The organism is Mediterraneibacter butyricigenes, assembly GCF_003574295.1.
GTDB lineage: Bacteria > Bacillota > Clostridia > Lachnospirales > Lachnospiraceae > Mediterraneibacter_A > Mediterraneibacter_A butyricigenes.
Window position 1 is genome coordinate 1,323,086 of the sequence record NZ_BHGK01000001.1, and the last position, 19,289, is coordinate 1,342,374.

Annotated in this window: 16 protein-coding genes; all 16 read right to left on the minus strand. The window is 45.2% G+C overall.

Annotated elements, in window-relative coordinates; all coding sequences use genetic code 11:
- Positions 1-89: 89 nt before the first annotated feature.
- The 16 genes from KGMB01110_RS06485 to KGMB01110_RS06565 all read right to left on the minus strand — a co-directional run bounded on the left by KGMB01110_RS06485 (position 90) and on the right by KGMB01110_RS06565 (position 19,246).
- A complete protein-coding gene (locus tag KGMB01110_RS06485) occupies positions 90-329 on the minus strand; it encodes an RNA-binding S4 domain-containing protein (RefSeq protein ID WP_117603238.1) in 240 nt (79 codons plus the stop codon).
- A gap of 292 nt (positions 330-621) precedes the next feature.
- Positions 622-897, minus strand: coding sequence for an HU family DNA-binding protein (locus KGMB01110_RS06490; protein ID WP_117603239.1), 276 nt, complete (start codon positions 895-897; stop codon positions 622-624).
- 174 nt (positions 898-1,071) lie between these two features.
- A complete protein-coding gene (locus KGMB01110_RS06495) occupies positions 1,072-2,805 on the minus strand; it encodes a phospho-sugar mutase (RefSeq protein WP_119297861.1) in 1,734 nt (577 codons plus the stop codon).
- A gap of 49 nt (positions 2,806-2,854) precedes the next feature.
- On the minus strand, positions 2,855-3,952 hold the full coding sequence (locus KGMB01110_RS06500; RefSeq protein WP_117603241.1) for a phosphotransferase: 1,098 nt from the start codon (positions 3,950-3,952) through the stop codon (positions 2,855-2,857).
- 64 nt (positions 3,953-4,016) lie between these two features.
- Entirely contained in the window at positions 4,017-5,351 is a 1,335-nt protein-coding gene (locus tag KGMB01110_RS06505; protein WP_119297862.1) for a CCA tRNA nucleotidyltransferase, read from the minus strand.
- Positions 5,348-6,991, minus strand: a complete 1,644-nt coding sequence (locus tag KGMB01110_RS06510; RefSeq protein WP_119297863.1) for an ATP-binding protein — start codon at positions 6,989-6,991, stop codon at positions 5,348-5,350. Before KGMB01110_RS06510 ends, KGMB01110_RS06505 begins: the two co-directional genes overlap by 4 nt.
- 3 nt (positions 6,992-6,994) lie before the next feature.
- Positions 6,995-8,143: a metallophosphoesterase gene (locus KGMB01110_RS06515; RefSeq protein WP_117603244.1), complete on the minus strand. Its 1,149-nt coding sequence runs from the start codon at positions 8,141-8,143 to the stop codon at positions 6,995-6,997.
- An 827-nt stretch (positions 8,144-8,970) separates the two neighbouring features.
- The gene (locus KGMB01110_RS15815) at positions 8,971-9,255 is read right to left on the minus strand and encodes a tyrosine-type recombinase/integrase (protein ID WP_117603245.1); all 285 of its coding nucleotides are present in this window, start codon (positions 9,253-9,255) and stop codon (positions 8,971-8,973) included.
- A 96-nt stretch (positions 9,256-9,351) separates the two neighbouring features.
- On the minus strand, positions 9,352-10,401 hold the full coding sequence (locus tag KGMB01110_RS06530; RefSeq protein WP_119297864.1) for an aldose epimerase family protein: 1,050 nt from the start codon (positions 10,399-10,401) through the stop codon (positions 9,352-9,354).
- A 4-nt stretch (positions 10,402-10,405) separates the two neighbouring features.
- Complete coding sequence (galT, locus tag KGMB01110_RS06535) at positions 10,406-11,896, minus strand: UDP-glucose--hexose-1-phosphate uridylyltransferase (RefSeq protein ID WP_119297865.1); 1,491 nt, start codon at positions 11,894-11,896, stop codon at positions 10,406-10,408.
- An 11-nt stretch (positions 11,897-11,907) separates the two neighbouring features.
- Complete coding sequence (locus tag KGMB01110_RS06540) at positions 11,908-13,197, minus strand: galactokinase (protein ID WP_119297866.1); 1,290 nt, start codon at positions 13,195-13,197, stop codon at positions 11,908-11,910.
- A 20-nt stretch (positions 13,198-13,217) separates the two neighbouring features.
- Positions 13,218-13,787: a DUF6553 family protein gene (locus KGMB01110_RS06545; RefSeq protein WP_119297867.1), complete on the minus strand. Its 570-nt coding sequence runs from the start codon at positions 13,785-13,787 to the stop codon at positions 13,218-13,220.
- A 15-nt stretch (positions 13,788-13,802) separates the two neighbouring features.
- On the minus strand, positions 13,803-14,843 hold the full coding sequence (locus tag KGMB01110_RS06550) for a galactose ABC transporter substrate-binding protein (RefSeq protein WP_119297868.1): 1,041 nt from the start codon (positions 14,841-14,843) through the stop codon (positions 13,803-13,805).
- On the minus strand, positions 14,836-15,687 hold the full coding sequence (locus KGMB01110_RS06555; protein ID WP_306307826.1) for a sugar ABC transporter substrate-binding protein: 852 nt from the start codon (positions 15,685-15,687) through the stop codon (positions 14,836-14,838). The genes KGMB01110_RS06550 and KGMB01110_RS06555 overlap by 8 nt, the downstream gene beginning before the upstream one ends.
- 91 nt (positions 15,688-15,778) lie before the next feature.
- The gene (locus KGMB01110_RS06560) at positions 15,779-17,584 is read right to left on the minus strand and encodes a cache domain-containing sensor histidine kinase (RefSeq protein WP_117603274.1); all 1,806 of its coding nucleotides are present in this window, start codon (positions 17,582-17,584) and stop codon (positions 15,779-15,781) included.
- A gap of 57 nt (positions 17,585-17,641) precedes the next feature.
- Positions 17,642-19,246: a response regulator gene (locus KGMB01110_RS06565; RefSeq protein ID WP_117603252.1), complete on the minus strand. Its 1,605-nt coding sequence runs from the start codon at positions 19,244-19,246 to the stop codon at positions 17,642-17,644.
- Positions 19,247-19,289 lie beyond the last annotated feature (43 nt).

The window sequence follows — 19,289 nt, forward strand, 5'->3', positions numbered from 1 at the left end:
ATATATGACAGGCTTTCTTTTTTTATGCTTCCTTTTTCCGATCGTTCCATCTCTTTTGCAACGATTCCTTCGCGCCATTTTTCAGATTTTTAGAGGTATTTAAACAATTCTTTCGCTTCCTCTTTCTTGGTGGTATCCTGCAGATCCAGGACTTCTACCTTCACCGTTCGGGTTCCGAACTGGATCTCGATGATATCTCCCACTTTTACTTTTACAGATGCCTTCGCCACGGTTCCGTTGACCGTTACACGACCGGCATCACAGGCTTCATTTGCCACAGTCCGGCGTTTGATCAGCCGGGACACTTTTAAAAACTTATCCAGTCTCATCTATGATCTCCTTTTCTATAACATCTTCCATGTACGCCGCAGTGTGCATCCTCGCGGAGCGTTTTTAGGTATCGGACAATAGTCCTATATATCAATAGAAACTTGCTTGCTAGTTTCTCGCGCCTGCGGTGGTCGCTTGCGACATCTTCCCTGTGCACCGCAGTGCGCATCCCCGCGGAGCGTTTTTAGGTATCGGACAATAGTCCGATACCTAAAAAAATGCCGCGCATGACACAACCGTCACACGCGACACTCATTCACATTCACTAAACTCTTCTGTTCAACCAAACGATTACTCGTTTACTGCATCTTTCAGAGCTTTACCAGCTTTGAACTTCGGCGCCTTGCAAGCAGCGATATTCATGGTCTTACCTGTCTGAGGATTTCTTCCCTCTCTTGCAGCTCTCTTGCTGATCTCAAATGTACCAAATCCTACTAACTGAACTTTCTGATCTGCTTTCAGCTGAGCAGTTACTACGTCAACAAATGCCTTCAGAGCTTTCTCAGAATCCTTCTTGGATAAATCTGCTTTCTCAGCGATTGCTGCTACTAATTCTGTTTTGTTCATGAATGTTTCCTCCTCTTATTTTATGGAACAATGATCTATCTATATGAGCTTGTCCCACTCATTCATATTATGAGCGCGTCCTCACATAATGTTATACCTGTTCCCCCTGTATTTGTCAAGGATTTTTCCCTATCTGGCGGCTTTTTACGCGCCAAATGCATACCGTTTGCGTTATTAGAGCATCTTATCAATCATCTGAAGGACAGCTTCACCCATTTCCTCGGATTTCTCGTCTGCATCTTCCAGAGAAGTTCCCTTTACTCCGTAGTAGAATTTTACTTTTGGCTCTGTACCGGAAGGACGTACACACAGCCAGGTTCCGTCCGGCATATCATAGTACAGAACATTGGAATTCGGCAGACCTGTTGTGGTAACTTCGCCTGTCTCCATATCCTGAACCGTGTCTTTCTTGTAGTCTCTTGCCTTGAGCACTTTGTATCCTGCGATCTCAGCCGGCGGATTCTTACGCAGCGTCTCCAGGATCTCCTGGATCTTAGCCAGTCCCTCGATTCCTTTCAGGGTAATGGACTGGATAGCGTCTTTGTAGTATCCGTATCTTTCGTACATCTCGATCATCGCATCCCACAAAGTCTTGCCCTGAGTCTTGTAATAAGCGGCTGCCTCGCAGAGTGCCATGGTTGCAACGATTGCGTCTTTGTCTCTTGCATGCGTTCCGATCAGACATCCGTAACTCTCTTCAAATCCAAACAGATACTGTCCTTTTCCGGTCTGTTCAAATCCAAGGATCTGCTGTCCGATATACTTGAATCCGGTCAGGACCTCGATCAGTCCGACTCCGTAATATTCTGCAATGGCGTCTGCCATGTTGGAGGTTACGATGGTCTTGATCAGTTTGCCGTCTTCCGGAAGTCCGTACAGTGCTTTTCTCTGTCCGATCTCATAATCTGCCAGCAGACATCCGGACATATTTCCGGTCAGGACTTTGTATTCTCCGGACTTGCTATCTTTGACATAAACACCCAGACGGTCTGCATCCGGATCCGTAGCCAGTACGATATCCGCATCCACTTCTTTTGCCAGCTTCAGTCCCAGTTCAAAAGCTTCTGCTGCTTCCGGGTTCGGATAGGAAACGGTCGGGAATTCTCCGTCCGGCAGTTCCTGTTCTTTTACGACATATACATTTTCAAATCCCAGTTCTTTTAAGATACGACGTGCCGGAATATTACCGGTACCATGCAGCGGGCTGTATACGATCTTCAGGTCTTTTCCGACTGCATCAATGGCGTCCTGATGGAGCACCTGTTTCTTTAATTCCGCAATATAAGTATCATCTACTTCTTTGCCGATCACTTCATACAGACCTTTTGCCTTTGCTTCGTCAAGCGGCATGGTCTTCATTGTCGTATAATCTACGACTGCCTTTACTTCGTCCATGATTCCCTTGTCATGAGGCGGTGTAATCTGCGCGCCGTCCTCCCAGTATACTTTATATCCGTTGTACTCCGGTGGATTGTGGCTCGCAGTGATGTTGATTCCTGCGATACATCCCAGTTTGCGGACTGCGTAAGACAGTTCCGGTGTCGGGCGAAGAGATTCGAAGACATAAGCCTTGATTCCGTTTGCCGCAAGACAAAGAGCTGCTTCATCTGCAAATTCTGGAGACATCCGTCTGGAATCAAATGCAATTGCAACTCCCTTGTCAGCATTTCCACTCTTCTGTATGTAATTTGCAAGTCCCTGTGTTGCTTTTCTTACAGTATAAATATTCATACGGTTGGTTCCGGCTCCGATCACACCACGAAGTCCGGCTGTTCCAAATTCCAAATCCGTATAAAAGCGTTCTTTTATTTCATTTTCATCATCTTTCAGACCTTCCAGCTCTGCCTTTGTGTCTGCATCAAAATATGGATTTGACAGCCATTCTTGGTATCTTTCCTTGTACTCCATCTTTGTACCTCCTGAAAATCATTTCTTCTCTATATTATACAACATGTGTCTATAAATGGAAAGAAAATATCTTCTCAATGAGCGCGATTTTCCCCTCCGTCTGTGACACGCAGATCTTTAATTTTTCGGTATTTTTCTGAGGCACCCACGCTTTGTTGGAATGATAGTAGGAATTGGCGATCTTCCAGAATTTTTCCGGATAGAGAAGCCGAAGTGCCAGATATTCTTTCTCTGCTTTTTCCAGCGGCCTGACTCCGTCATAGGCTTCCAACATCTTTACGCCCAGACTTTCCTTCCACCCATGTTTTTCCATCACCTTTCGGAAAAAATAATAAAAATCTGCCATCTGGATTTCTATATGAAACCGTTCAAATCCGGTGGTTGCAATCTCTCCTTGGACAAACAGAAGATTGTGATAATTATAATCCCCATGAACCAGGCATTTCCTGACAAGACTTTCCCGATACAGGGCATCATATCCCGTCCTTTCCAGCCGCTGTATCACCAGATCTGCCAGCCGGTTCATTTCCTCAAAATGTCTCAGATACAACAATTCAAATTCATCTTTCCGGCTTCTGCATCGAATGTACTCCCTTACCTTTCTCAGTTCCCGGTTGTGCCGCAGATAGTCTTCCTTCAGATTTCCTCCGCAGACCGGTTCCGAAAATATTGCTCTGTTCCATTCATTCTCAATGCCCGATCCCATTTCCGTTTTCGCTTCGTCCGTTTCATCCCGTTGTTCGGTCTGCCCCTGTCCCTTTCCGACAATGGAGTTACCGTCCCGCCAGAACATGACTTGATGCAGCCTCGCCAGATTCCGGACACTTTGCAGGACTTCCGTCTCTTTTCTCACATCACATTCCCTGCCGGTAAACCAGTGTTTCAACAGATAATGTGTGCCGTCCCGGTAGACACTGAGACAGTTGCCTTCTTTGGTCAGAACCGGAAGATCCACCCGTTCAAATCCCTCTTCTTTCAGTTGAAGGCAGAGTTGATACAGCAGCGGCGCACGCTTTTCCGAAAAATGAACCTCTTTTAAGAGCAGTCCTCCCTGATCTGTATCGCAAAAAAACGCACCCCTTATTTTACGGGTGCTTCTGACTTCTATATCGTATTGTTCCAAGACTTCTAATTCATACTCTCTCATATCCGCCCCCTGCACCATACAATTCCGACTCTGTTAAATGTATGATGCAAAGGTGAATGGTATGCTATTTTTTCAGCTTTTTCCTGACATATTTACACAGGTATTCCTTCGTGTTGCGCTCCGGCGCATCGATCACTTTTTCCAACAATTCATTTAAGGTATCTCCAAGTTCTTTGCCCGGTTCCATTCCAAGTTCCATCAGATCTCTTCCTGTCACCGCCAGATCCTTCAAGGTCACACATTCCTTATCTTTCAGGATCTGCTGATAGATTTCCTGCATATCCAAAATGTTCTGGATCTTTTTACTGCGCTGATAATTGCTCTGCGCTTTTACATCTGCCATCCGCACCTCCAGATACAGAGGAAACAGATCCACCCCGATCCGGTTCATGGCTCTTCGCACATTTCTCGGCGTTGCTGCCGCACGATAATCATGATAGCAGACCAGACGGGTCACCTGGCGCACGGTTTCATTATCAAACTTCAGTCTTCTCAGGACTTTTCTGGCAATCTCTTCGCTAACCAGGGCATGTCCTTCAAAATGATCCACGCCCTTCTCATCGGTAGTCTTCATAGACGGCTTGCCCATATCGTGGAACAGGATCGTAAACCGCAATACCTTATCTGCACGTATATTTTTCAACGCCTGCAGCGTATGCCGGTCCACATCGAAAATATGATGGCGGATGTTCTGATGCACTCCCACCATGGCATCCCACTCCGGAAGGATTACCTTTGTAATTCCCAGCTCACAGGCATCATTGATCAGCTCCGGATGATCTGACATCAAGAGTTTCGTCAGTTCCACCCGAATTCGTTCCGCACTGATCTTATTTAAGGTCGGTGCCAGCACCCGAATGGCTGCTGCCGTCTTGTCTTCAATCGGAAATGCAAGCTGCGCCGAAAAACGAACCGCCCGCAGAATCCGCAGTGCATCTTCCGAAAATCGCTCCATCGGATCTCCCACGCAGCGGATCAGATGTCCGTTCAGATCTTTCATTCCACCAAAAGGATCCACCAACCGGTCCGTATCATTATACGCCATGGCATTGATGGTAAAATCCCGTCGTTTCAAGTCTTCTGTCAGACTTCTGGTAAACGTCACTTCCTTCGGATGCCGGCCATCTTCATATTCTCCGTCCACCCGGTAAGTGGTGACCTCAAACCCTTCTTTTCCAAGCATGACCGTTACAGTTCCATGCTCAATCCCCGTATCTACGGTACGGGAAAACAGTCGTTTTACTTCCTGCGGCGTAGCCGATGTGGTAATGTCCCAGTCCTGCGGTACTCTGCCCAGAATGGAGTCCCGCACACAGCCTCCCACGATATATGCTTCATATCCATGTAATATGAGATTTTCAAGAATCATACTTACCTTTGCAGGCAATGGTATCTTCATAGGGTATCCAAGACCTCCCTTTCTCTCTTTTGACAACTAAATATTATAACCTGTCTTTCCTGTTTCCTCAACCATTTCAGGGCAGATTTCAGCCGGTTGTCGTCATAACAGGCAAAGGTTTCATCCAAAATCAAAGGAAAATCCGCCGGCAGTAACACCTTTGCCGCAGCCATTCGAAATGCAAAATATGCCTGCTGCGCCGTCCCTTCGCTGACCTGATACAACCGTAATATCCGATGTTCATCATACAGTCTCAGTTCTCCATTTTCTTCCAGGCGAAGTGTCGGATAAGCTCCATTTGTAATCTCACACAGGATTTCCGATGCAGACTGCTGAAATTCCGTCCGAAAATCTCTTGCCGTCTCTCTCGCAATCTCCATCATCCGTTCTGCTGCCAGATCCAGCGCGCGGATCTGCTGCATCTGATTCTTTTCACGCTCTGTACGGTCCAGCAATTCTTCTTCCTCTTCCCGAAGATTCTCCAGTTCTCTGGAAAGTTCCCGAATCTCCTGAGTTAATTCTTCAGATTTCCAGTGCAGACGCTTTCGCTGTTCCTCTGTCACTGCTGCCTTTTCCCGATCCTGCCAGCGTATCTCAACTTCGCCTTTTTCTCTTCGAAACCTCAGATTTCTTTCCTGTTCTTCCTTTTTCTTATGCAACCACAAAATCAGGCAGCCCACTCCTGCTGCCACTGACAGAATCATCCCCGGAATCCGAAGGGCAAACAGATCTGTCACTGCCAGAATTATTCCGACCAGACACAGACATAAAAATACAATGATTACTCCTAAACCACCGGCCCGATTCCTGTTTCTTATCGTTTCATGATCTTCCTTCCGATTTTGACTCTGTGATTCCTCCTGATTTTTCTGATAAAGTTCTTCCCTGATTTGTCGATTACACTCCTCTTGCTCTCTTTGTTTCCGTTCTTCCCGCGCTTTTTGATCCCGTTCCAGTTCTTTCAATCGAACAGATACTTCCTGAAATCTCTCTTGTTTACTGTGTTTCTGTCGTTCCAGGTATTCCTGCTGCATCCGGATCTGCCGCCGTTTTTCTCTTCGGGCTGACTCTTCCTTCTCCAGTTCTTTCCCGGCTTTTTTCTTTTCTTCTTTCAAGCGTCCCAGTGCCTCATTCACCCGGAGATTTTCTGCCTGCACCGCACTGTAATTTGCCGCATAATCTTCCAGACTTTCCGCCAGAGTCTTCCCCGGCTCAACCTTCATCTGACCGATAGCCGCCGTATTCTCAAACGCAGCTTTTGACACATCATCCAGAAGCACTTCCAGATCTCCGTCCTCCACCGACAGTTCTTCCCCGTCATCCTCGCAGATCAGCTTTGCATTTTTCTGATACGTGTCAAAATTCCGTTCCAGATAAAAATGCCGACCACCACAGGTAAAACGCATGGCTCCGGCATAATAATTGGGATTCTCCCATGGCTCATACCGTTTATACTCCGATGTTTTTACCCCTCTGCCGCGTCCCGGCTCCAGTCCGAAAAGCATGGCCTTAATAAACTGGTAGATTGTTGTCTTTCCAAATTCATTTTCTCCGTAAAAGATCTGGATTCCATCGTTCAGGTAGAAATGGCGGTCTTCAAATTTTCCAAAATGCTTCAGATGTAATTCCTGTATCTCCATCTTTTACTCCCCCAACAAGGCTTTTACCCCTTCATATAAAGCCATACGTTCCAGTGTCTCCATCTCCGGCGTTCCCAGATCATGTGCGCCCGTACCGTCTCTCCCTGTATCTGTATCAAGAAAAGATGCAATATATTCTCCCAGAAGATTTCCTCTGTTCTCAGCCGCCAACCGCTCAAAGTCATAGTCCGGGTGGGTCTGATCTTCCAGTTTCAGAATTCTTCCGGACTCATCCAGTTCTTCCAGGCAAAACTCCTGCCCCGGATGTTTGCTTCCCTCCAGACGAATCCTGTAAAAATCCCGGTTCTGTTCCTCACTCATCGTCAATCGGCAAAGCTTCGCTCTCAACTCTGCCAGTGACATTTCCGAATCCACCTTCACCGTCAACTCCTGATAGGAACGATATGCAAACGGGAAAAATTTCACCCTGCACCCTTTCTCATCCAAAACCCCTTCTATATATCCATGTTTTCCCAGATCTCCGGCATCGATTGGTTCCAACGCCCCTGCATAGGCCATTGCCTGTCCTCTGTACTGTCCCTTCGAAAAAAAGTTCTGTGAAGCCGGGTTCCTTTCCTCCCCGGCAAAGATCTGTGGTTTATGGATATGCCCCATCGCAATATAAGAATAGCCCAGGCTTTGCATTTTCCTGAAATTCATCGGAATATGCGTCCCATCCCCGCCATGCGCCAGCAGGATCTCATACGGATATTCTCCCGGGGCTTCTGCAGCATCATATTTTGCTTCTGTAATCTCTCTTTTATCATAACCAAATCCGTAGACCGCCAGTTTTAACTCTGGAAATACCACGCTTTGCATCTCAGACGAAAACAGCGGATGTACATTCTCCGCCCAGACAAACTCCCGATAAGCAGAATTTTTACCTATATAATCATGATTTCCCGCAATCAGCACCACCTGTGTCACCGAAAGCTGCGCAAACATGGCATTGACTTCTTTGAGTTCCCGCTTTAATGGCTGGCGATGGAACAGATCTCCGGCGATCAGAAGTAATTCCACCCGTTCCTCTTCGCAACGTCTCAAAAGCCGTCGAAAGGTATCCCAGATTTCTCTGTTTCTCTGTTCTTTATACCGTTCTCCCACCTCCGGTGCTGCGCCCAGATGGATATCCGCTATATGAATAAAATGCATAAAGTTCCTCCTTTTGCAATCAGAACATTTGTTCTGATTATTCTACCACAGAAAATACAGATACTCAAGAAAAAGAAAAAAAGGAAGAAATACTGCTGTTTACAAACGGCACCACTTCTCCTGTAATCTTTATGCTGCCGAAAAGCATCTACAATTACGGCATACTCTTTTGTCGGCAACGCATCCGCCAGACTTTCTTCTCCCATCGCATACAGAAACTCTCTGAAATTAAGCGGATTCCTGAATGTAACGGCAAATGCGCCCCGAATCTGCATACCGGTCGCCATGTAATCATAGCATGCAAACTCTCATCCTTCCGCTGCCCTCTTGTTAATTAGACGATCTAACATTTCGATATCCTTTTCATTTGCCTTATCTGAAAACCACTTCATACTTACCTTACTCTTTTGAAATTTTTGCTTTTCAAGGAAGGAAGTGGAATTCTAAAGTTATAACAAGCTTGATTTTTCATCCTCTCCATGCTATACTATCACCCGTTACAAAGCCCACAAAAACAAGGTCGAACAGGGCTAACCGCCGATTCCCGGCGTAAGGGCATATACTTACAGTATATGCCTTCCGTGGCATTCGTCAGATGTTCATGCAAGCATGCCCGCCTGACTCATTGCTGCGCGAAAATGAATCGTGTGTCCGTGACCTTCCACACGTAAAACAAAACTTAAATTTATATCTTTTTATTAGATAATATTTGATTGCAAAAACCACGAATTTCCAACGTTTTTCGTGGTTTTTCTTTTTGTTGTGACTTATCTTATTCGGGACAAAGTCGGGCAAAAGTCGGGCAGAAACCGGGCAGAAAAACTACCCTAAAATATCTGAGATATTTTCTGCATTTCTTCCGCCTTTGTATCCGGCAATACATGACTATATAAATCCATCGTCATTGCCAAACTGCTATGCCCTAAGATAGCCTTTAATACTTGTGGATGCATTCCTGCTTCAATCGCTCTGGTTGCAAATGTATGCCTAAACGTATGCGATGTTATATGTGGAAAATCAATACCATCTTTTCTTATCCGCTTTACGATTCGATCAATCTCTCCCTGCACTCTCCATCTTGTTAACGGTTCACCTGTCTCTGTGCAAAACAGAAAGCGGCGATGATTTTAAAGGTAACATTTTCGCTCATTCTCATATGAACGCAGCCGTTTCACGATGGGATTCCACATCACGAAACGGCTGTCTTCTTAATTTTCTTTTATGACTTTATATTCTGTAACCTGATGATAGGTTTTTCCTGCCTTAAGTACGATACTTGGAAAATCCTGATGATGGATCGCATCCGCCCATCCCTGTGTCTCCAGGCAGAAGGATGAACGCCTGTCATAACGTACCCCTTCTTTTCCATCCACCGGTGTCAGGAAATTTGACGTGTAGAGTTGCACTCCCGGCTGGGTCGTATGACATTCCATGCAAAGTCCACCTCCATAGGCTTTCGCCGCGAGACGAAGTGGATTCTGCGGTTCTATGCCCAGGATAAAGTTATGGTCAAATCCACCACCCGTTGCAAGTTGTGGATGACTCTCTTCTAAACGTTCTTCCAGATCCTGCGGTTCGCGCAGATCAAATGGTGTCCCGTCTACTTTAAAAATCTTTCCGTTCGGTGCACCGGTCTCATCAATCTCGGTCACTTCATCTGCAAGAATCTGTAACTTATGCCCCTCTAACGAACCGACCCCATGTCCACAGAGGTTGAAATAACTGTGATTTGTCATATTACAAAGAGTATCTGCATCACTTTTTGCATCATATTCTATCGTAAGAGTTCCATCTTCTGTCAGCTGGTAAGTCACCTGTACATCTAATTTCCCCGGAAATCCTTCATCACCGTCAGGACTGGTATGTGTAAGCACCAATGCTCCATTTTCTTCCCTGGCCTCCCACACTGCACGGTTAAATCCATTGATACCTCCGTGCAGACAGTTTACCCCCTGATTATTTGCCGCTAATGTATAGATTTTCCCATTCAATTCAAAGGATGCCTGAGTGATGCGGTTGGCAACTCTTCCAACAGTTGCACCAAAATAATTGGTACGACTCTGCTCTTCATACTTTTCTACCGAGTCGCATCCCAGCACGATATCTCTTATTCCTTCTTTCGCCGGAACCATAAATGATCGGAGCGTCCCTCCAAATGTCAGAACTTTGGCTGTATATTCCCCGGCTTTTAATGTACATTCCTGTACTTCTTTTCCTTCACTTGTCTCTCCAAACAATTCAAATGTTACTTCTGCCATCTTTTTATACCTGCCTTATAAATCTTAAGAATGCTTCTTTTCCTTCCGGAGTCCTTGCATAAACACCTGCCTGCTCCAGTACTTTGGCAAATACAAGTCCTGTCTCCTGCCAGATGATCTCCATCGCATTTTCTTCTGTGATCTCGTATTTCTCTGCAATCGTTTCCGCCCAGTCTGCATGTGCCACCGTCAGCGGATCCTCTCTTAAATCTACACCGGACACCAGTTTATCGGCAACTGCGGAAAGTTCCTTCTTCAAGCGTCCCGGCAGAATTGCCAATCCCATGACTTCGATCAGCCCGATATTTTCTTTTTTAATATGATGCAGCTCTGCATGTGGATGATAAACACCCAGCGGATGCTCCGGTGTCGTCAGATTATTGCGGAGTACCAGATCCAGCTCATAATCTTCCCCTCTGCGTCTTGCGATCGGGGTGATCGTATTATGCGGTTCCCCATCTGTCTCTGCCAGAATCAAGGCATCCTCATCCGTATAACTTCTCCAACTTCCTAAAATCTTATCTGCCAGCTCGATCAGCCGCTCCCGTTTATCCGCTTTCAGACGGATCACGGACATTGGCCATTTCACAATGCCGGCCTGTACATCTTCATATCCGTCAAAAGAAACTTCTGTCTCGATTGGGGCGCGCTCCATCGCAAATGTATATCTTCCACCCTGAAAATGATCGTGCGCCAGAATCGAACCTCCCACAATCGGGAGGTCCGCATTCGATCCCACAAAGTAATGCGGGAATTGTCCTACGAAATCCAGAAGTTTCGCAAAACAGGCGCGGTCTATTTTCATAGGGGTATGCGTCTCATTAAAGCAAATACAATGTTCATTATAATAAACGTACGGCGAATACTGCAAATACCAGGAAGATCCGTTGATCTTAACAGGCACGATCCTGTGGTTCTGGCGTGCCGGGAAGTTTAAGCGTCCGGCGTATCCTACATTTTCTGTACAGAGCATACAACGCGGATAGTCCGAACTCTTTTTATTTCTTGCTGCTGCGATCACTTTCGGATCTTTCTCCGGCTTGGACAAATTGATGGAAATATCCAATTCCCCATATTCTGTGGCGGTTTTCCAATGCATATCTTTTGCAATCCGGTCTGTTCTAATGTAATTAGTATCCTGGCTGAACTGATAATACCAGTCCGTTGCTTCTTTAGCGGATTCCTTTCGAAGTTCCTCAAACCTGTCCATCACCTGCGACGGACGTGGTGTCAGGCATCCCATAAGACGTGTATCAAATAAGTCTCTGTATACCACAGAATTTTCTTCCAGAACGCCTCTTTCATATGCATCGTCTAACAATGCATTTAATAATTCTGTGAGTTCTGCCGGTTCCGTCGGCTCTTCCCACTGGAAAGACTCTAATTTTAAAACGTCCAGCAGGCTGTTCGCTGCCCATATTTTTTCTTCCGACCGAATCAGTTCTTTTTCCAGAGCATAATCTACCAGACCAGTAATTGCTTCATTTCGGTTCATTTCATTTCCTCCTAATCTAGTAAGAGAACGATTCCTCCTACCGGACGGATACTCAGGATATGACAGCATTCTTCTCCGATCATTGTTTCCACGTTCTTCTTAAATTCTTCTACATCTTCCAATGGAACAAATGCCTGAAGTGTTCCGGCAAATCCGCCTCCGTGCACACGGCATGCACCTTTTCCTTTTAATGCGATCTCTGTTGCGGCTAATGCCACAGCCATGTCCTGTGCCTCCACAGCACCTGCCGGTGTAATATTCTGTAAAAGCTCCCAGGAAGAACGTCCCGACTCCTTCACCAGATGCAGGAAAGTCTCTTTGTCTTTTCTCTGAAGGGCATCTGCCTCTTCCACCGCTCTTTTATCATCTGCATAGAAATGTAATGCACGGAGGACTGCTCTGTCACCTGCTGCCTTTCGAAGCTCCGGCAATAATGCAAGGATTTCTTCTTCTCTCACGTCATGCAGCACTTCTTTTCCAAAGAACTGTGCAACTTTTCCCATCTCCTGAGGAATAGATGCATACTCCCCGGTCAGCGCCGCATGATCTGCACCACAGTCAATAATACACAATGCAAGTCCCAATCCTTCCAGATCTGCTGTAACTGGACGTACTATCGGTGCAGACGGATCTCCGAAATCAATCGCCACTGCATCTCCTACGGAAGATGCGGTCTGATCCATCAGTCCGCTTGGTTTTCCAAAATACTGGTTCTCCGCCTTCTGTCCAATCTTTGCAATTGTTACTGCATCCAGTTCATCCTTACAGAATAAATGGTTTCCGATCACACCCAGCAGAACTTCACAAGCTGCCGAAGATGAAAGTCCCGATCCAGGAAGTACACTGGACACTGCGTAGATATCACATCCTCCCACCTGATATCCGGCTTTTTCCATCTGTGCCAGAACGCCGCGTACCAGGGACGCTGTCGTTTCTTTTTCATTCTCCTGTGGCTCCATATCTGATAAATCCACGGTTGTCATCGGCCATCCCTCTGATTGAAAGCGCACAGTGTTTGTTCCATTCGGTGCAGCACATGCCAGAAAATCAAGGTTCACTGCCGCCGCCAGCACATGACCATGCTGATGATCCGTATGATTTCCGCTGATTTCTGTACGTCCCGGAGCTGAACACAACGCGATCTCCAGTTCTTCCTCTGTTCCGAAACATTTCTTAAATTCTTCCAGTACGTGCATCGTACGTTTTCTTGCCACATCAAGATCCCTACACCCTGTCAATTCCAGTTTCTGATCCAACGCACCTGTTTCCAACATCTTGTACACTTCGTTCCATTTTTTCATTTTCATTCTTCTCCCCTTTTTTATTTTTTCAGGAAATGCTCTCGGTTCGGATATTCCTGACGAAAAACCTGTAATGCCGCCTCCTGCAAAACCGCAAATTCTCTGTCCATACGAAGCATATGCGGTGTTTGAAATGCGATTGTGCTGATCTGCTCTGCAATCTTCTTCACAACGCCCTCCTCTGAGAGCTGCCCCATTCCAAACACCAAAGAAGTAAATCCCCGTCCGCCTCTGCTTACTTCTATGAATTTGAGAAATACATTTTTCAGTTCTGCTAAAAGTATCTCCTGATATTCCCGTTCTTTTGTCTCTGCCCCTGCCATTCCAAGGCTGGCTATAACCTTCGCTGCCTGTCGTTTCTTTTTTCCGCCGGGGTCCAGGCTGCTTCCCTCTGCCAGATATTTTAATTCCATGAGTGCACCTACAAATGCATCATTCTTTGGACGTCTTTTCCCATATCGGGCGATCCACAGTTCTTCCCGGTATACATCTGCCGGCGTTTTTTCTTTTCCGGTATTCTCTTTTAATATGTCAAAACGTTTTGCGGCATCCGTTTCCTGATAAAACGATTCTGTCCATGTATGATCCATTTCGTTTTCCTCCGATTATCTTTTAAAAAACTCATCCACATTGCTGCTGTCCACCTGCTGATACTGCGAAACATAATATCTGCCTGCCTTTAACTGCTTCCGGTTCGTATCTTCTCCTTTAAAAACCTCCACCGCCAGTTTTGCCATCTGCATTGCCTGATCTTCCTTGTCGTTATAGACCGTTCCCTGCATCTTTCCTGACTTGACAGCCTCCAATGCATCATCCAGACCATCAATTCCAAAGATCACCGGCCACTTGTCCTGTTCATATCCAGCTTTCTGATATGCCGCCACTGCCCCCAGTGCCATTTCATCATTATTGGAAATGATCAATTCTATACTATCTTCATACTGGCTGATCAGACGGTTCATGCGATTTTCAGCCTGTCCTCGGTTCCAGTCCGCAAACTGGTAACTTAATTTTTCCAGATGTATGCCCTGCTCGATCAGAGTTTTTACAGAATAATCAGTTCTGCTGATGGCATCCTGATGTCCTGCCTCTCCCTCTAACAGAACGTACTGGATCTTTCCGTCCTGGTTTCTATCCACTTCCGGATGACTGCAGATATACTCTGCCGCAGTCTCTCCCTGCATGATTCCTGACTGTTCTGCATCACAGCCTACATAATACAAGTCTTCCCACTGCGTAAGATCCTCCCACACTGGTTCACGGTTAAAAAACAAGACAGGGATATCATTCTGCTTTGCCAGCCGGATGATTCTTGATGGCGCAGTCCTGTCCACGAGATTAACACACAATACATCACAGCCCGCATCAATCATTTCTTCTACAATCTCATCCTGATCCTGTTGATCATCGTCACCGTTTTTTATGGAAACCATAATCTTCATATCCTTCGTTTCCATGGATTTTAAATTTTCTTTTAACTCATCCGCCAACGCATTGATAAACGGATCGTCTGATGTATACGTGACAACACCAACTCTTAAAACCTTATCTTCCGGCTCTTTTTTATCACTGCACCCGGTAAGAACAAGCATCACAACCGCAACAATGATCCAGAGGATCTGCCTTATCCGCTTTTTTCTACTCATAAGAATACAAAAACCTTTCCATATCATCGCCAGAGAACAAATCTTCTTTGTGAATTACTTTTAACTCTGTCTCATGGCTCTTAATCTCGTAAACCCTATAATTCAGCTTCTTAGTGATCTCTTCGATACTTTCGTACCCCATCTCATAGCCATCCGGGGCTACAAGTCCCTGAATCCTTCCGTAATCCAAGAGTGCAATGGATTTCACACTACTGCCGATTCCATATACTTCTGCTCCGCAATACAGTCCGTCTTCTGCCTGTTCACCAACCTCATCCAGTGCTCCGGAATCCAGAATCATCAGCACATCCACCTTTTCTTTGCGGTTTATCTGCTCACAGATATCCTCTCCTTTTTCTCGATAGCAATGCCAGACAATTTGACTTCCGGTACCTTTTAATGCATCCGTTAATCCTTCCAGTGAATCTCTGGTTGCTTCTGATTCCTTCCATCCTGCCACAACTCCTATCTTTTTCCCACCTTTTTCCAACTGTTTCCCCAGTTCTTTTCCCATCTCATAATGATCTGGCTGAATCACCGGAAAGCCGGATTCTACCTGTTTTTCTCCACTATATATGTCTTCCGTGATCAGCATGACAGGTACATCATCACAAGTTCTCTTAAGCATCTCTTTTGTCTCACTTCCAGGTGCCGGACACACGACAAAAGCGTCCACATCATTATGAAGCTGTTCTTTGATTACTTCTTCCTCATCCTCTGCATTTCCGATCTCATCTGTATTACAGATGATCAGGTGCAAACCGTTCATCTTTGCCGACTGCTTCATTCCCTTGATCAATGAGTCCCAACGCTTATCACCGGATTCCGGCAATATTACTGCCACTCTTTTTTCCGGTATGTTCTGATCAAATATCTTATGCACAAAAAACAGTGCCATTAAAAACAGGAGTAACTCTATAACAAGGAATGATATTTTATTTTTCTTCATTTTCTACCATCTCCCGTCTGTATTTTTGTGCTTCCAGCATCTCTGCGTTCTCCTTTGTGTAAGGGATCGCCGGGATATGGATTACGACTTTTGTTCCCTCGTCCGGTTCACTATATACAGAAAGTCCGTATTCAGCGCCAAACATGAGCTTGATTCTGGAATGTACATTGATCACACCCACACCTGATCCATGTTTCGGCACCTTACTGTTATCCATCAGGATATTTTCCAGTACCTCTTCTCTCATTCCCATTCCATTATCTTCTATAGAAATATAAATATCGTCACCTTTCTTCTCACCATGCACGATGATCTTGCCGCCATCATCCTCATCCATATGCCCCACGCCATAGTAGATTGCATTTTCCAGGATTGGCTGGATGACCAGCTTGACAATACAGTAATTTCCAATCTCGTCATCCATAATAAATTCCGTCTTGAAACGTTCTTTATAACGGACAAGCTGGATACTCATATAGCTCCTGCTGTGCTGCAGTTCGTCTGCGATTGGAATAATCGTCTTTCCCCGTGACAGACTAACGCGAAGGAGTTTTGCAAGTTCTGAGATCATCATTACAGCCTCACTGTTTCGCTGTGCCTCCACCATCCAGGTAATAGATTCCAGTGTATTATAAAGAAAATGTGGATTAATCTGACTCTGCAGTGCATCCAGTTCACTTTTTCTGCGCTCATTCTGATGCCTGATGATCTCGTCCATCAGACTCTCGATCTGTTCATAAGATTTCTGGACTGAATAACCCAGATGCCGGATTTCTGAAGACCCCCCGATATAAATATCCGGTTTTCCGCCTGCCTCATATGCTTTTACCGACTCGTCCAACTCCCGGATCGGCTTGGATATTTTTCTGGAGATCAGACGGTTTCCCTCTAAAAGCATCATCAAGAGTACGATGATCGTCGTAAAAATGTAGTATCTGAAATTATTGATACTTGTCGTCTGCACGCTCTCCGGCACTACCCCGACAAGTTTCCAGCCGGTATAAGAAATACTTCCCACAACGATATTTTCTTTCTTTCCATCAACGGACAGTTCATAAGTACCATCCTCGTAATTGGCAGCCTCGATATTCTTCTCTGTAAACATTCCTCTGTCAATCTCTGTCCACCGGGGATGATATATGATTTCTCCATCCCTGCTGCACAGATAATAATAAATCCCATTGGAAGATTCATTGATCCGTTCCAGCACATCCTCGACCACAGAATACTTCATATCCACCAGAAGAACTCCGATTCCCGGCCGCTCACCGTCGTTAATATCTACCGATTGGCTTAAAGAAATCACTCGATGATATCTGAATGAGCCGTCTGCAAAAAGATTCTGTGTATGCGGTGTAGAGAAATGGACATTTTCAATGTCATTTTCTGCATTACGGTACCAGCGCTGCTTCGTCACCTCAACATTCTCTTTCTCTGCAGCCACAGGTTCCGATGTAATCAGCCTGCCGTCACTTCCGTACAATGCCAGACTCTGGATTTTATCCGCGTTCGTCTCATACAGCAGACTGAACTGTTTGGAGAACTCCTGACTGGAGATATCAAACTCCTGGATGATATTGTAATTCGCCGCATTGGAAATCTGTCGGATGTTTAAAAGATCCGAGTTCACACGATCAATCGTGCTTTCCACTGTCGACTCTGTATTTGATATCGCCGTCTTGTCAAGTGCCAGTTTAAAGCGGTGATAAAGCAAAAATCCCATAAGAGCAATAGTTATGAACGTCAATGCCATCAATACAGACATGATGATCGTCTGTATATTAAATTCCATATACTCTTTGCCGTTTTTCTTCCTGATCTTCAATGTTTCCTGTTCCCCTCATGCAGATTACTTCTTTATATGTTCTGCTCTGTATTTTGATGGTGAGACTCCAAATCTTTTTTTGAATACATAACTGAAATAATTCGCATCCTGATAGCCCACTTTTTCTGCGATCGTATAGCTCTTATCGTTAGTATTCAGCATTAACTCTGCCGCAATATCCATTCGGTAATCCGTCAGATAAGAAATAAATGCTTTTCCAGTCTCTTTCTTAAATACCGAAGAAAAATAGGAATTGGATACTCCCAGTTCCGAACAAACGGTGTCTAACGAAATCTCAGAATCCATATATTTATTTCTCACGATCATCTGTGCCTCTGTCACAAATCTCTGAGATGTACTGTTTCTTGCAGTCTTCAAATTCTCACTGATCATCCACGCTGTTTCAATGATCCAGGCAGTCAACGAACTCTCATCCATTTTCGCCACCTTTTCATAAGGATTCTGTGCATTTCCCACAATCTCATTAAAATCTGTGGAATTATGTGCACAAAATCGGTAGAAACTGCTTACAAGCTCCATAATTGCCAGATTGTACTGACTGATCGTCCCCGCTGTTCTGTGTAGTTTCTCGATCTCTTTTTTTGCAGCATTCTCAATCTCTTTTCTGTCCCCCAGCTGGATTGCACGTAAAAGCTCATGCATTCTTGCTTCTTCTGGAAGTTCTGCCACTTTCTGTTCTTTGGATACAATCTCGCCGATATTGATCGCACGTTTTGTCCCATATAACACACGGTAAGAAACAGCCTCTCTTGCACCTCCGTAAGAAAGATGAATGTTGAACAGATTATCGCAGGTTCTTCCAACTCCCGCCGTGACTACCGCTCCCATGATCCGGTATGCCCATCTACAGAATCTGTCACAGCTATCAGTGATCTCCACAATCTGATTTTCAGAATCCAGCTCCAGTATCAATACTGTATTCCCCAGATAAATAAACTCCTGGCAGTCCCATTCCCGCACCAGACGCTGTTTGATCTCCCGTTCCACCGACATCGACAACAGCAGTGGGGCCATTCCGTCCGGAACATGATTGGATGATGTATGAAATACCACACAGCAATAAAGTGGTCCTCTCATATCCACCTGATATGCCTTTAAAAATTTCTCATAGTCTTCTTCACTTACCCGCCCTTCGATCAACGAAACAAACAAATTAGAACGAAGTGCCGGTAACACCTCCCGGAAATAGTCTTCCAGTTTTCTGACATTTAATTTTTCTTCTCGCTCTTTATCCAGAGTCTCTTTCAGACCAGTCAGGCATCCCGATAGCTCTGCCGCATTGATCGGTTTCAGCATATATTCTTTGATCTCGAGATGTACTGCTTCTTTCGCATATTCAAATTCATCAAATCCAGTACACAGCAGAATATAAATATTGGGATAATCCTGATTCAGTCTCCTGGACAATTCCAGACCATCCATGTAGGGCATCTTAATGTCTGTCAGAACCACATCCGGTTGAAGTTTTTCTACAAGTTCCAATGCTTTTACGCCATTCGTCGCACTTCCGACCACCTCAAATCCCAACTCATTCCAACGGATCTTCTGTTCCATCACGTCAATTACTTCTGCCTCATCATCCACCAGAATTACCTTGTATTTTTCCATCTTACTCTTCCTCTGCCATTTCTGTCATATTCTGTCTCTCATT